General features: G+C 69.4%; 13 protein-coding genes. 5 read left to right on the top strand and 8 right to left on the bottom strand.

Translation table 11 applies throughout. The features are described from left to right. Positions 1 to 176: 176 nt before the first annotated feature. From O3I_RS26610 to O3I_RS26620, 3 genes are all read right to left on the bottom strand, one after another. Positions 177 to 1,772 carry an amidohydrolase gene (locus O3I_RS26610; protein WP_014986099.1) on the bottom strand — a complete coding sequence of 532 codons (1,596 nt, stop codon included), beginning with the start codon at positions 1,770 to 1,772 and terminating at the stop codon, positions 177 to 179. A gap of 40 nt (positions 1,773 to 1,812) precedes the next feature. Further along, the gene (locus tag O3I_RS26615; RefSeq protein WP_014986100.1) at positions 1,813 to 2,064 is read right to left on the bottom strand and encodes a ribbon-helix-helix protein, CopG family; all 252 of its coding nucleotides are present in this window, start codon (positions 2,062 to 2,064) and stop codon (positions 1,813 to 1,815) included. Between the two features lie 99 nt (positions 2,065 to 2,163). Further along, positions 2,164 to 2,646, bottom strand: coding sequence for an FxsA family protein (locus O3I_RS26620; RefSeq protein WP_014986101.1), 483 nt, complete (start codon positions 2,644 to 2,646; stop codon positions 2,164 to 2,166). A gap of 171 nt (positions 2,647 to 2,817) precedes the next feature. Here O3I_RS26620 and O3I_RS26625 point away from each other — a divergent pair, with 171 nt between their 5' ends. Continuing rightward, complete coding sequence (locus O3I_RS26625) at positions 2,818 to 3,456, top strand: maleylpyruvate isomerase family mycothiol-dependent enzyme (RefSeq protein ID WP_014986102.1); 639 nt, start codon at positions 2,818 to 2,820, stop codon at positions 3,454 to 3,456. A 221-nt stretch (positions 3,457 to 3,677) separates the two neighbouring features. On the opposite strand, the gene O3I_RS26630 is transcribed toward O3I_RS26625, so the two are convergent. Continuing rightward, complete coding sequence (locus O3I_RS26630) at positions 3,678 to 4,337, bottom strand: response regulator (RefSeq protein ID WP_014986103.1); 660 nt, start codon at positions 4,335 to 4,337, stop codon at positions 3,678 to 3,680. A 43-nt stretch (positions 4,338 to 4,380) separates the two neighbouring features. Beyond that, positions 4,381 to 5,553, bottom strand: coding sequence for a sensor histidine kinase (locus O3I_RS26635; RefSeq protein WP_014986104.1), 1,173 nt, complete (start codon positions 5,551 to 5,553; stop codon positions 4,381 to 4,383). 107 nt (positions 5,554 to 5,660) lie between these two features. Here O3I_RS26635 and O3I_RS26640 point away from each other — a divergent pair, with 107 nt between their 5' ends. Then, positions 5,661 to 6,428, top strand: a complete 768-nt coding sequence (locus O3I_RS26640) for a TSUP family transporter (RefSeq protein ID WP_014986105.1) — start codon at positions 5,661 to 5,663, stop codon at positions 6,426 to 6,428. Here the strand turns inward: O3I_RS26640 and O3I_RS26645 are convergent, their stop codons facing one another. Further along, on the bottom strand, positions 6,429 to 7,073 hold the full coding sequence (locus O3I_RS26645) for a TetR/AcrR family transcriptional regulator (protein ID WP_226887289.1): 645 nt from the start codon (positions 7,071 to 7,073) through the stop codon (positions 6,429 to 6,431). A 642-nt stretch (positions 7,074 to 7,715) separates the two neighbouring features. Between O3I_RS26645 and O3I_RS26650 the strand changes: the two genes are divergently transcribed. Both O3I_RS26650 and O3I_RS26655 read left to right on the top strand, forming a co-directional pair. Next, a complete protein-coding gene (locus O3I_RS26650; RefSeq protein ID WP_014986107.1) occupies positions 7,716 to 9,245 on the top strand; it encodes a TldD/PmbA family protein in 1,530 nt (509 codons plus the stop codon). An 11-nt stretch (positions 9,246 to 9,256) separates the two neighbouring features. Beyond that, entirely contained in the window at positions 9,257 to 10,633 is a 1,377-nt protein-coding gene (locus tag O3I_RS26655; RefSeq protein ID WP_041564411.1) for a metallopeptidase TldD-related protein, read from the top strand. A 237-nt stretch (positions 10,634 to 10,870) separates the two neighbouring features. On the opposite strand, the gene O3I_RS26660 is transcribed toward O3I_RS26655, so the two are convergent. Beyond that, positions 10,871 to 11,251: a PPOX class F420-dependent oxidoreductase gene (locus tag O3I_RS26660; protein WP_014986109.1), complete on the bottom strand. Its 381-nt coding sequence runs from the start codon at positions 11,249 to 11,251 to the stop codon at positions 10,871 to 10,873. Positions 11,252 to 11,276: 25 nt separating this feature from the next. Next, entirely contained in the window at positions 11,277 to 11,825 is a 549-nt protein-coding gene (locus O3I_RS26665) for a PadR family transcriptional regulator (RefSeq protein WP_014986110.1), read from the bottom strand. Positions 11,826 to 11,935: 110 nt separating this feature from the next. Here O3I_RS26665 and O3I_RS26670 point away from each other — a divergent pair, with 110 nt between their 5' ends. Beyond that, positions 11,936 to 12,655 carry a hypothetical protein gene (locus O3I_RS26670; protein ID WP_014986111.1) on the top strand — a complete coding sequence of 240 codons (720 nt, stop codon included), beginning with the start codon at positions 11,936 to 11,938 and terminating at the stop codon, positions 12,653 to 12,655. The last annotated feature ends 20 nt before the right edge of the window (positions 12,656 to 12,675 follow it).

Raw genomic sequence — 12,675 nt, forward strand, 5'->3', positions numbered from 1 at the left:
CACTCCGGCGGCACTGAACCCGCCTGCAGGGGTGGCACTCCAGGCGCGCGCTCGATGATCAGCACCCAAGTTCACGTCGCAATCATCGTCGCGCCGCAATGCGCGATGCACAGGCACCTCGACAACACCGAGCCCGGCTGCAGCAGGCAAGCCGGACACGCGCTCGATGACCGACCTCACGCCGTATAGATCGTTTCGCCGCGGTGCACGGTGCGCAGGCACCTCGGCAATGCCGAACCTGGTTGCAGGGGTGGCAGTCCGGGGACGCGGGAGCGCGGGTCGGTGGACCAGCGCTGTACCGAGTCGGCCGCCGCGGCCACCACCAGTTCCTCGGCTTCCCAGACCGCGTAGGAGGCGGGCGCGCCGGGTACCAGGGTGCCCGCGACCCCGTCTCGGACCCCGCCCGCGCGCCACGCGCCCCTGGTCGCGGCAGCGAACGCGGCGCGCGGGGAAAGTCCGTGGCCGGGGGTGCGGTGATGGGCGGCGGCGCGCACGGCCGACCAGGGATCGAGCGGGGTGACCGGCGCGTCCGAACCGACGGCCAGTGCGATCCCGGCCGCGGCCATGGCGGCGAACGGGTTCAGCGCCGCGGCCCGGGTCGCGCCGAGTCGCGCCGCGTACATGCCGTCCTCGCCGCCCCACGCCGCGTCGAATCCCGGTTGCACGCTGGCGATCACGCCCCACGCGGCGAGTTTGCCGATCTGCGCCGCATCCAGCAGCTCGGCGTGCTCCACCCGATGCCCGAGCGCCGCGACCGCCGGACCGCCGAATTCGCCTACGACACGGTCGAATCCGGCGACGACCGCGTCCATGGCGGCGTCGCCGATCACGTGGAAGCCCGCTTGGATGCCCGCCTCGGTGCAGGCGCGGACGTGCGCGGCGATCGCTTCGGCATCGAGATAGGACCGGCCGGTGCCGGGCTGGTCGGCGTAGTCCTCGCGCAACCAGGCGGTGTGCGAACCGAAGGAACCGTCGACGAAGAGGTCGCCGCCGAGCGCGTGCACGCCGAGTTCGGCGACCAAGGCGCGCGCCTGTTCGGCACTGCGCACCGCCTCGCCCCAGTACGCCCGCACCTCGACGCCGTGCCGGAATTCGAGCAGTTCGCGCACGTCGGTGCGGCCGGAGATCTCCGGCCCCGCGCATTCGTGCACGGCGACGATGCCGTGCGCGGCCGCGTGGTCCAGCGCCGCCGCCCGCGCCCGATCCCGTTGCGCGCGATCGAGTTCCGCGAGCACCGTGGTCCGCACCAGGTGGTGCGCCGCCGCCCGGACCGGCTCGCCGCGGGTGAATCCGTCGGCCGCGCGCACCTGCGGCAGCGCGTCGAGCAACGCGGACGACACCACCGCCGAGTGCGCGTCCACCCGGGACAGGTAGACGTGGCGGGCGCCGACGGCCTTGTCGATCTCCTCGACCGTGGGCGGCCGACCTTCCGGCCAGGTGGTCTCGTCCCAGCCGTCACCGAGGATCGCGCCCTCGGGCCGGGCCGCGGCGAAATCGCGCAGCAGGCTCAGGCAGTGCTCCAGCGAACGGGCACTCGACAGGTCGAGTCCGGTGAGCTTCAGTCCCAGCGCGGTGACGTGCACGTGCGGGTCCACGAACGCCGGCGCGACGAACGCACCGTCCAGATCGATGATCTCGGCGTCCGGGTGCAGTGCCCGCCCGGGCTGTTCCGCGCCGAGCCACACCACGGTGCCGTCGGCCACCGCCATCGCCGTCGCGTCCGGAGAACTCGAGCTGTAGATACGCCCGCCGATGAGCAACTGGGTATTCACGAGAACTCAGTCTGCCGTATGCCCGATTCGGGCTTTCGGGTCAGCCGTTCAGTACGGGCTGCCGCACGTCCTCGGCGTGGGCCAGTACCGTCATCACGTCGGCGAAGCGCGGCGGCGCGTCGCCGGGACCGTACGGCGAACCCGGCGGGCAACCCGCCTCGACGGCGATCAGTTCCAGCCGCAACGCGGCGGCCGCAAACCCGGAAATCGATTGTCCCGCAGCCGCCGCCGCGCGTTTCACCGCGGCGGCCAGCTCTTCGCTCACCGTGATGGTGAGTTGCTCGGTGGCCATCGCGTCACCGTAGCCCTTTTTCAGCGGGATCCCTAGCGCGCTGGCGTGTCTTTACTACTCGTTGGTAATGGCGCTACCACCCTTTGACAATTCGGGTGGCTAGGGGTTGGTGATGGCGCGGCGCGCGTTGCCCTGTCCGTCGTCGTAGTACTGGTGCACGACGGTGCCGTCGATGACTTCGCCACCGTCGATCACCACGCCCCGATACGGCATCGCGGCTTGGAACTTGGCGACCCGGCGCGCGGCGAACGCGGCAGCCATCGGCCGCACCAGGAATCGGGTCGGCGGCAGCAACAGGAACAGGCCGATCAGCGAAGTCACGAGGCCGGGCACGAACATCAGGAACCCGCCCGCCGCGACCAGCGCGCCGTCGGCGACCGCGGTCCCCGGCGCGATCTCGCCGCGGCCGACGCGGCGGAACTGCTCGAACACCCGCCGTCCCTGCGAGCCGACCAGCAGCATGCCCGCCGCCGATCCGGCGATGAGCAGCAGAATGGCCGGTATCACGCCGAGCCACTGGCCGACGGCGACCAGGGCGGCGATCTCGGTGATCACATAGAGCACGAATACCAGGGCGGGCATGGCGTTCCTTTCGGACGATCTACCCGGTCCAACGTCCAGGCCCGCAATTTTTCTCCCGGATCCGCCTGAGAGTCCCATGAGACCCGCGCAGCCGATGAGTTCACGGCGTTCAGGCCGTCCGTAGCAGTGGAACAACGCCAACGGCGGGCAACGCCGGACGAAGGAGGACGGGTGGCGAACGAACTGTCGCGTGCCGAGATCTGGGCGATGACGCATGCCGAGCGCGCGGCGCTGGCCGAGGATCTGGCCGAATTGGACCAGACGCAATGGGCGAGCCCGTCACTGTGCGGGGAGTGGACGGTCGAGGAGGTGCTCGCCCACCTGACCGCGGCGGCGAGCGTCGGCCGGATCCGCTGGGTGCGCAGCGCACTGCGTGCCCGGTTCGATTTCGCGCTGCACAACGATCGGCTGCTGGCCGCGCATCGGGGCGCGACACCCGCCGAAACGCTGGACCGGTTCCGGGCGGTCGGCACCAGCACCACCGCGACCTTCGGCGATACCGCGGCCTGGCTCGGCGAGGTGGTGGTGCACGCGCAGGACATCCGGCGCCCGCTCGGGTTGCCGCGCGAGCCCGCGCTCGCGGCCGCGACCGCCGTGGCCCGGTTCTACGCGAGCCGGGATTTCACGGTGTCCGGCCACAGCGCGATCGCGGGACTGCGCATGACGGCGACCGACGGCCCGTTCGAGATCGGCACCGGTCCCGAGGTGCGCGGGACGACCACCGCGCTGGTCATGGCGATGGCAGGCCGGAGCGCGTACTGCGATGATCTGACCGGGCCAGGACTGCCGACGCTGCGCAGCCGTTTGTGAGTCACCGGCCGGGGGTGAACTGTTCGATCGACCGCCTCGGGACCGCTCAGCAGCGCCCGGCTCGCGACCGCGGCTTCCGAAGCGCGCAGCCGATCAGCAGCGGCCGGTCGAACGGCACCGAGTATTCCTCCCGGCCGGAAAGTGTTCCAGCACAGTCACTTTCGCCGCCACGAGGTCGGCGAAGTCGACCCGGTCGGCCGCCACCTCAGAAGCGACGGGTACTAACCGCCCGGGCGGACCAAGCCGGTCTCGTAGGCGAGCACCACGGCTTGTACGCGGTCGCGCAGGCCGAGTTTGGTGAGCACGCGACCGACGTGCGTCTTCACGGTGGCCTCGGAGAGATACAGCTGTTCGGCGATCTCGGCGTTGGACCGGCCCGCCGCGATCTGTTCGAGCACCTCGCGCTCGCGGGCGGTGAGCACCTCGAGCACGCCCGGGTCGCGCATCCGCGCGGGGTCCTCGGCGATGAGCCGATCGAGCAGGCGCTTGGTCACCTTCGGCGAGACGACCGCGTCACCGGCGGCGACGCTGCGGATCGCGGAGATCAGGTCCTCCGGCGGGGTGTCCTTGAGCAGGAAGCCGCTCGCGCCCGCGCGCAACGCGCCCAGCGCGTGCTCGTCGAGATCGAAAGTGGTCATCACGAGCACCCGGCAGCCGTGTCCCGCCTCGACGATCCGCGCGGTCGCGGTGACGCCGTCGACCACGGGCATCCGCACGTCCATCAGCACCACGTCGGGCACCAGCTCCGCGGCGCGGCTCACCGCCGCCGCCCCGTTGGCCGCCTCCCCGATCACCTCGATGTCGGGGTGCGCGCCGAGGACCATCTTCAACCCCATGCGCATGAGTTCCTGGTCGTCGACAACGAGAACGGTGATCGGCACGCACCTAATCTAACGTGCGCGGGCCCGCCGCCGGCCTGCCAACCTATTCCGGCAAGCCGGGCGCGAGCGGGATCGTGGCCTGCACCCGCCACGCGCCGTCCGCGGCCCGCCCGGTCTCCAACGTGCCGCCGAGCACGGCGATACGTTCGCGCATTCCGACCAAACCCATTCCGCCGCCTTTGATCCGGACCGCGGGTTCGTCCAGCGGGACGCCGCCGGTATCGGAGATGTCGATCGTCACGTCGGTGTCGCGGCGGCGCACCCGCACCCACGCCTTGGGATGCGGCCCGGCGTGGCGCAGCGTGTTCGTCAGCGACTCCTGCACGATGCGGTGCACGCCGAGACTGACCTCGGGCGCGACATCATCCAGCTCCCCGGTCAGTTCGAGTTCCACGGCAAGGCCGGCGCCGCGCATCATGTCCACCACCCGGGCGAGTCCGGCGGTGCCGTGCTGGGGTAACTGGTCGGGCGCGTGTTCGGTCCGCAGCAGCGCGACGGTCCGGCGCAGTTCGCGCAGCGCCTCGCGGCCGGTCCCCGCGATGGTGGTGAGCGCCTGCTCGGCGGCGTCGGGGTCGCGTCGAAGGGCGTACTTCGCGCCGTCGGCCTGCACGATGATCACGCTCACCGCGTGCGCGACCACGTCGTGCAGTTCGCGGGCGATGCGGGTGCGTTCGGCCGACACCGCGTCGTGCGCGCGGCGTTCCTTGTCGTAGTCCGCGACCGCGAGCCGGGCCGCGACCTCGGTGTCATAGGCGTGCCGCGCGCCGATGAACTCCGCGAGCGTCCAGCACAGCGCGAAGAACATGACGGTGAAGACGGCCTCGCCGCCCGCGGGCTTGTCCAGCGCCAGATTGGAGAGCACGGAATCGAGCACCACGCCGAGCCCGAACCACAGCCCCTCCCGCCTGCCCACGTAGGCGACGAGCGTGTACAGCATGATCCCGAGACTGAACAGCGTGATGTGATCGGCATCGTCACCCACCACGTAGGCGACCGCCGTCGCGACCAGCGACGACACCAGCGCGATCGCCGCCATGGCGCGCGGGTACACCCGGCGCAGCACGATCGGTAGCGGCAGAAAGACCCCGACCGCGAGAAAGGCGACCTTGTGCGCCGAGTTCCCGACACCGAGGATCTCGAGCAGTAAAAGGACAGCCGCCAGTATCGAATCCGAGACGATGGGCTTCCCGCGAAGCCACAGGCTGAACCGGCGCACCCGTCCACCCTAGGTCGGGGCGGGCGCGCCGGGGCGCACCCGCGCGCCGAGTGGGACGAACTGGACTGCTGACTGGCCCGCATCCGACCACCTGGTTGGCTTGCCCCGTGCAGATCGGTGATTGGGCGGTGTTGATAACCGCGGCGACGGCCGCGGGTTGGGTGGACGCGGTGGTCGGCGGCGGTGGGCTGATCATCCTGCCGACGTTGTTTCTCGTCGCACCGAACATCGCGCCGCAGACCGCGCTCGGCACGAACAAGCTCGCCGCCGTCGCGGGCACCGCCGCGTCGGTGCTGACCTTCGCCAGGAAGGTGCCGATGCAGTGGCGGGTGCTCGTGCCCGCGGCCGGGATCGCGGCGGTGACCGCCGGAACCGGTGCTGCCGCAGTCTCATTGATCGACCGCGACCTGTTCATTCCGATCGTCATGGTGGTGCTGGTCGGCGTCGCGGTGTTCGTCACGCTGCGACCCTCGATCGGGGTCACGCTCGCCACGCACGCGCCCACCCGGCGCAAAGTGATCCTGACCATCGCGCTCGCCGCGGGACTCGTCGGCTTCTACGACGGCCTGCTCGGCCCCGGCACCGGGACCTTCCTCATCATCACGTTCGCGACGCTGCTCGGCACCGAGTTCGTGCGGGCCGCCGCGATGGCGAAGGTGATCAACTGCGGATCCAATGTGGGCGCGCTGATCTTCTTCGGACTCACCGGCCACATCCTGTTCCTGCTCGGTGCGGCGATGGCGGTCGGCAACGTGGCGGGCGCGATCGTCGGCTCGCACATGGCCTTGCGCAACGGCGCGAAATTCGTCCGCGTCGTGCTGCTCGTGGTGGTGATCGCGATGGTGATCCGCTTGGGCTGGCAGCAGTTCGGCTGATCAGCCGATCGGCTCGACCTGCGAGGCGAGCCAGGGCTTCAGCACCCGCGAGGTGGTCTCGTGGATCTGGCGGTGCAGTCGCTCGCCGTCGTCCGCGCCGTTGATCGGCTGCTGGAACAGCACGGTGAGCGCGCCGGACACCGCGCCGACGACCGCACCGACCAGCGCGGCGGCCCCCACCTCGTCCAATTCGGCGGGGAACGCGGCATGCAACTGACGCGCGATCTCGCGCTGCGCCACCAACTGCGCGTGCGCGGCCCGGCCGCTCACCGACGGCACCGTGCGCGACACCTGCGCGCGCAACGCGGCGATCCGGGCACTGAGATCGTCGACGAGATGTTCGCCGGGATTGTCACCGGCCGCGCGTAACGCCCGGAGTAACACCTCGACCGGACGCTCCCCTGGCCGGCGGCTGCCGATCGCGGCCACCGCGGCCCGCACCCGCTCGTCGGTCTCCGGGAAGAGCAGTTCTTCCTTACTGGCGAAGTAGTTGAAGAAGGTGCGCGTGCCCACCTCGGCCGCCGCCGCGATATCGGCCACCGTCGTCTCGTCGTAGCCTCTGGACTCGAAAAGGTCTACGGCTGCCTCGAGCAGAGCACGGCGGGTACGTTCGCGTTTGCGGTCACGGAGGGCGGATGGCGGCACGCGGGCACAGTACGGCATTTCGTGAGACAGGCGTGGTATGCGCGGGTTTCGCGCGTGCCGTTCCGACTCCCCCACCTTTGACATTGCGCCCCTGCACCTTTGACCCCGCCCCGCCCGGGGCTGGAGCTGGGGGCTTACGTTCGGGGATGCGTAAACGGCCGTCGGCGCGCCTGGTGCGGGGACGCGATTGATTTGCCGCGATCCGCAGGGCGTCGGCCCGTGGCGTGTCCATGGCCAGGAGCGGTGGCCGGCTCAGCGCTGTGCCGGCTCGCACGCAACCGCGCGTTGCGGTGGACGGCACGACCACCTCCCGACAGCACAGGGTTCGGACGAACGATGTCGGCCAACAGCTCACCTGACACCACAGCCGGTTCCACGCTGTGCCGGCTCGCACGAAACCACACGTTGCGATGGCAGCGCGGGCAAAAACGCCGCGGGCAGCGCGGGTTTGTGGCGCTGCTGGTATGGATCTTGGGCGGCGCAGGTGACACGGCCGGGGGGTGGGCGTTCGGCTGAGCGGGAGCCGGTCGTGCTGTGCCGGCGGGGGTTTCAGGGGTGCGTGGGGTGCACGTTTGCAGTGAGCGCAGGTTTGCGCGGAGTGGCGACGGTTGTGGTGGGGCGGCAAGGACTAGGTTGAGTCGAGTGAGCATCGCGACTTCCAAGGATGTGGACGCAGAGTTTCTCGAGCTGCCGTTGAGCGCGCTCGCCGACGCCGCGCTGGGGGCAGCGCGCGCAGCCGGCGCCGAGCATGCCGACCTGCGCGCGCACCGGCTGGTGACGCAGACGATCCGACTGCGCGACGGGCGCGTCGAGGCGATCACCGACCACATCGAACTCGGTTTCGCGGTCCGCGTGATCGTCGACGGTACGTGGGGTTTCGCCTCGCATGCCGCACTGACCCCCGCGACCGCCGCCGAGGTGGCGCGCACCGCGGTGACGGTCGCGACGACCCTGCGCGCGCTGAACCGCGAACGAGTCGAACTCGCGGACGAACCGAGCTACGACGACGTGCACTGGGTCTCCGCCTACGACGTGGACCCGTTCACCGTGCCGACCGCCGACAAGGTCGCACTGCTGCAGGACTATTCGGAACGCCTGTCCGGCGCCGACGGCGTCGACCACGTCACGGCGTACGTGTTGCAGGTGAAAGAGCAGACGTTCTACACCGACACCGCGGGCTCGAGGATCACCCAGCAACGCGTCCGGCTGCATCCGCAGTTCGAAGCGACCACGGTCGATTCGGCGGCGGGCGTGTTCGAGACCATGCGCACACTGGCGCCGCCGGTCGGACGCGGCTGGGAGTACGTCACCGGCGCCGACGGAACCTGGGACTGGTCGGACGAACTGGCCCGGATCCCGTCTTGGCTCGCCGAGAAGGTGAAGGCGCCGACCGTCACCCCCGGCCCCACCGACCTGGTGATCGACCCCACCAACCTGTGGCTGACCATCCACGAATCCATCGGCCACGCCACCGAGTACGACCGCGCCATCGGCTACGAATCCGCTTACGCCGGAACCTCGTTCGCCACCCCGGACAAGCTCGGCAGCCTGCGGTACGGCACCCCGATCATGCACGTCACCGGTGATCGCACCGAGCCGCACGGCCTGGCCAGCGTCGGCTACGACGACGAGGGCGTAGCCGGGCAGCGCTGGGACCTGGTGCGCGACGGCGTGCTCGTCGGCTACCAACTGGACCGCGTGTTCGCGCCGCGCCTCGGCCTGGACCGGTCCAACGGCTGCTCCTACGCGGATTCGGCGCATCACGTGCCGATCCAGCGGATGGCGAACGTCTCGCTGCAGCCCGATCCCGAAAACGACACCAGCACCGAGGAACTCATCTCCCGGGTGCGCGACGGCATCTACATCGTCGGCGACAAGTCGTGGTCGATCGACATGCAGCGCTACAACTTCCAGTTCACCGGTCAGCGGTTCTTCCGCATTCGCGACGGCAAGCTGGACGGCCAGCTCCGCGACGTCGCCTACCAGGCCACCACCACCGACTTCTGGGGCGCGATGGAGGCGGTCGGCGGACCGTCCACCTGGCGGCTCGGCGGCGCGTTCAACTGCGGCAAGGCCCAACCCGGGCAGGTCGCCGCGGTCAGCCACGGCTGCCCGTCCGTGCTGGTGCGCGGCATCAACATTCTCAACACCCGGACGGAGGCAGGGCAGTGAGCCAGCAGACCATCATCGCCGCGGGCGAGGTCGTCGAGCGTGTGCTCGCCCTGTCCCGCGCCGACGAGGCCATGGTGATCGTCACCGACGCGCACGACGCGTCGCTGCGCTGGGCCGGTAATTCGATGACCACCAACGGGTCGTCGAATTACCGTGACTGGGCGGTGATTTCGATTTTCCGCGACGGTCCGCGCTCCGCAAGGGTCGGCACCATCGGGTCGACCAGCGTCGATCCGGCAGAGATCGAAGCGGTGGTGCGCCGCAGCGAGGAGGCGGCCCGTGCCGCCGCACCCGCCGAAGACGCGATGCCGCTGCTGGATTCGGACCGGCCGGCCGCGGACTGGGCCGATCCCGCGGGCAGCACCGGCATCGAGGTGTTCACCGACCTGGCCCGCGGTCTCTCGTCCGGTTTCGACGGCAGCGATCGCCTGTACGGCTTCGCGCACCACACCGTGCACACCACCTGGTTGGGCACCTCGACGGGGTTGCGCCGCCGGTTCACGCAGCCGACGGGCTCGGTGGAGATCAACGGAAAGCGTGGTGCGGGAACGGATCTCGCCAGCGCCTGGGCCGGTGTGGGTACCGCGGATTTCACCGATGTCGACGTCCCCGGCCTGCTGGCGGAATTGTCGCGCCGGTTGGACTGGGCCGGACGCAAGGTCGAGCTGCCCGCGGGGCGCTACGAAACGCTGATGCCGCCGTCCACGGTCGCCGACATGATGATCTATCTGCACTGGCAGATGGAGGGGCGCGGCGCACACGAGGGACATACCGCGTTCTCGCGCGCCGGAGGCACGCGAATCGGCGAGCGGCTCACCGATATTCCGCTGACGTTGTACTCCGATCCGCAGGCGGCAGGGCTCGAGTATCGGCCGTTCGTCGCGACTTCCGCATCGTCGCAAGCGATGTCGATGTTCGACAACGGGTTGAGCGCCGAACGCGTGGACTGGATCCGTGACGGTGTCATCGAGTCGCTGGTCTATCCGCGCGCGACGGCCGCCGAATTCGGCACCACCGCAACCGTTCCCGCCGGCAACCTGTTGCTCACCGGCGGTTCCGCGACCACCCTCGACGAGATGATCGCGCGCACCGAACGCGGGCTGCTGCTCACCACCCTGTGGTACATCCGCGAGGTCGATCCCGCGACCCTGCTGCTCACCGGCCTCACCCGGGACGGCGTCTACCTCGTGGAGAACGGCGAGGTCACCGCCGCGGTCAACAACTTCCGCTTCAACGAGAGTCCACTGGACCTGCTCCGCCGCGTCACCGAAGCAGGCACCAGTGAAATCACCCTCCCTCGCGAGTGGAAAGACTGGTTCACCCGAACCGCCATGCCGCCCTTGCGCATCCCCGATTTCCACATGTCCTCGGTGAGCCAGGCGACGTAGGGGCTGCGCCCACGGGGGACAGTCCCAGCCGAGGGCAAGCCGCCACCGTCGCCGCGCCGCCGACAGGGCCACCGTCACCGCACCGCCGGTCGGCGAGTTACCAACAGCCGCACCCCTTTCGTCTCCTCGCACCCCCGACGGCCTGCCACAGCGGGTGCGAGGAGACAGAACCGGTGCGGGAGATCAGAACTGGTGCGCAGCGGACCGGGCTGAACCGCTCCGTGCGCCCGGGATCGTTCAGGGGAACGTGATCTCGATCCCGATGGTGCCCTTCTTTCCGCGGCGCAGGTTGCTGCCGAGGATGGTGATCGGGCCCATCAACCAGTACTTGCGCATCAGGAGTTTGCGGACGCGTTCGGTGCCCGCGGGGTCGAGGATGCGTCCGGTGCCTTCGACGATCTCACCGCGCGTCTTTCCCGCGACGTTGCACGGCTGCACGGTGACCGCCGGATTACGCCGGAGCCGCTTCACTTTCCAGCTGTCGGTCACCGTCCACACATAGAGTTTGTCCCCGTCGGCGACCGCCCACACCGCGGTGCCGACGGGCGTGCCGTCTTTGCGGTACGTGGTCAGCAGTACGTATTCGGCCTTGCCGACCGCCCCCAGCGTGTTCGTCATGAAGGGCAGCGTAATCCGATCCGGTTCAATCGGGCATTCGGTACTCGCCCGCCTCGATCCTTTCCACCAGGCCGTCGGTCCACTGCGCCAGGTTCCCGAACACGCCGCTCCACAGTTCCAGCAGGTCGGTCGAGTGCGGCTGTTCGTAGCGGGTGGGAAAGTCGGGGATCATCGCGAGCAGTCCGGTGCGGACCTCCTCGCTGCGGCGGCGCTGTTCGCGCAGCTTCGCCAGCACGTGCGCCCGCGGCAGCGCGTCCATGAACGCGATGCCCGCGCCGAGTTCCTCCATGTCGATGCTGACCAGCGCCTCGTCCATCAGCTTGCGGAATTCGGCCTCGCCCGCCTCGGTCATCTGGAACAGCGTGCGACCCGGGCCCTCGCTGCTGCCCTCGGTGCCGAACGTGCTCAGCTTGCCTTCCTGCGTCAGCTGTTTCAGCGCGTGATAGATCGAGCCGGGTTTCACGTTCGTCCACGTTTCGGCGCGCCAGGACAGTAATTCGCGGCGCACCGCGTAGCCGTAGGTGGGCTGACGCAACCGCATCACCCCCAGCACCAACAGGCGCACGGCCGACATGGCGAACCTCCTTCAGATAGGAATTTCCCATAGTAGTCAAGTTTGACTTCCGCAGCGAAACGGCCCTAACCTGGGGTAGTCAAAATTGATTACCGAAGCTTGGAGGCCTGATGGGCGACGCGGCTGTGCCAGTGATGTGGGGCGGCAACTCCACCGAGACGCTCGAGTTCTATCGGACGCTCGGCTACCAGGTCACCTGGGAGCAACACACCCCGTATGTCTACTGCTCGGTCCAGCGCAACGACTACGAGCTGCACTTCTACCGCGACAAGAAGGACAAGCGGGAGGTCGGCGAGGCCGAGATGGGCTGCCTGGTCATGGTCGACGAGGTGGCCGAGCTACACGCATCCTTCAGCACCGCGCTGCGCGAACGCTACGGACGGGTCCCCGCGCAGGGGGTGCCCCGGATCAGCCGCTTCCGCCCGGGCCAAACCCGGTTCACCACGATCGATCCCGGCGGCAACAGCGTGACCTACCTGCAACGCGACGAGCCCGAATTCGAGTACGGCGGTTCGCGCGAACTCCAAGGGCTGCAACGGATTCTGGACAACGCCCGGATCCTGCGCTTCTCCAAGGAAGACGACGAGGCGGCGCGCAAGACGCTCGAGGCCGGCCTGCGCCGGTTCGGCGCGACCGCGTCGACCCTGGACAAGGCCCACGCGCTGGCCGAACTCACCGAATTGGCAGTGGCCATGGAAGATCCGGCTCGCGCCGACGTACTACGCAAGGAGATAGCCGCACTCGACCTCTCCCCCGACGAACGCGCGGAAATCGCGACACACCTGAAGATCGCCGACGATCTCGAGGGGTGGCTCGACGCGCCAGAGTAGTCGCTGGCGGGCGAGTGGCT

The organism is Nocardia brasiliensis ATCC 700358, from assembly GCF_000250675.2.
Lineage (GTDB): Bacteria > Actinomycetota > Actinomycetes > Mycobacteriales > Mycobacteriaceae > Nocardia > Nocardia brasiliensis_B.

Coding starts and splice junctions, on each gene's coding strand:
- O3I_RS26615 (WP_014986100.1), bottom strand. CDS start 2,064: ATGGCCACCGAGCAACTCACCATCACGGTGAGCGAAGAGCTGGCCGCC.
- O3I_RS26620 (WP_014986101.1), bottom strand. CDS start 2,646: ATGCCCGCCCTGGTATTCGTGCTCTATGTGATCACCGAGATCGCCGCC.
- O3I_RS26660 (WP_014986109.1), bottom strand. CDS start 11,251: ATGACGAACACGCTGGGGGCGGTCGGCAAGGCCGAATACGTACTGCTG.
- O3I_RS26665 (WP_014986110.1), bottom strand. CDS start 11,825: ATGTCGGCCGTGCGCCTGTTGGTGCTGGGGGTGATGCGGTTGCGTCAG.
- O3I_RS26670 (WP_014986111.1), top strand. CDS start 11,936: ATGGGCGACGCGGCTGTGCCAGTGATGTGGGGCGGCAACTCCACCGAG.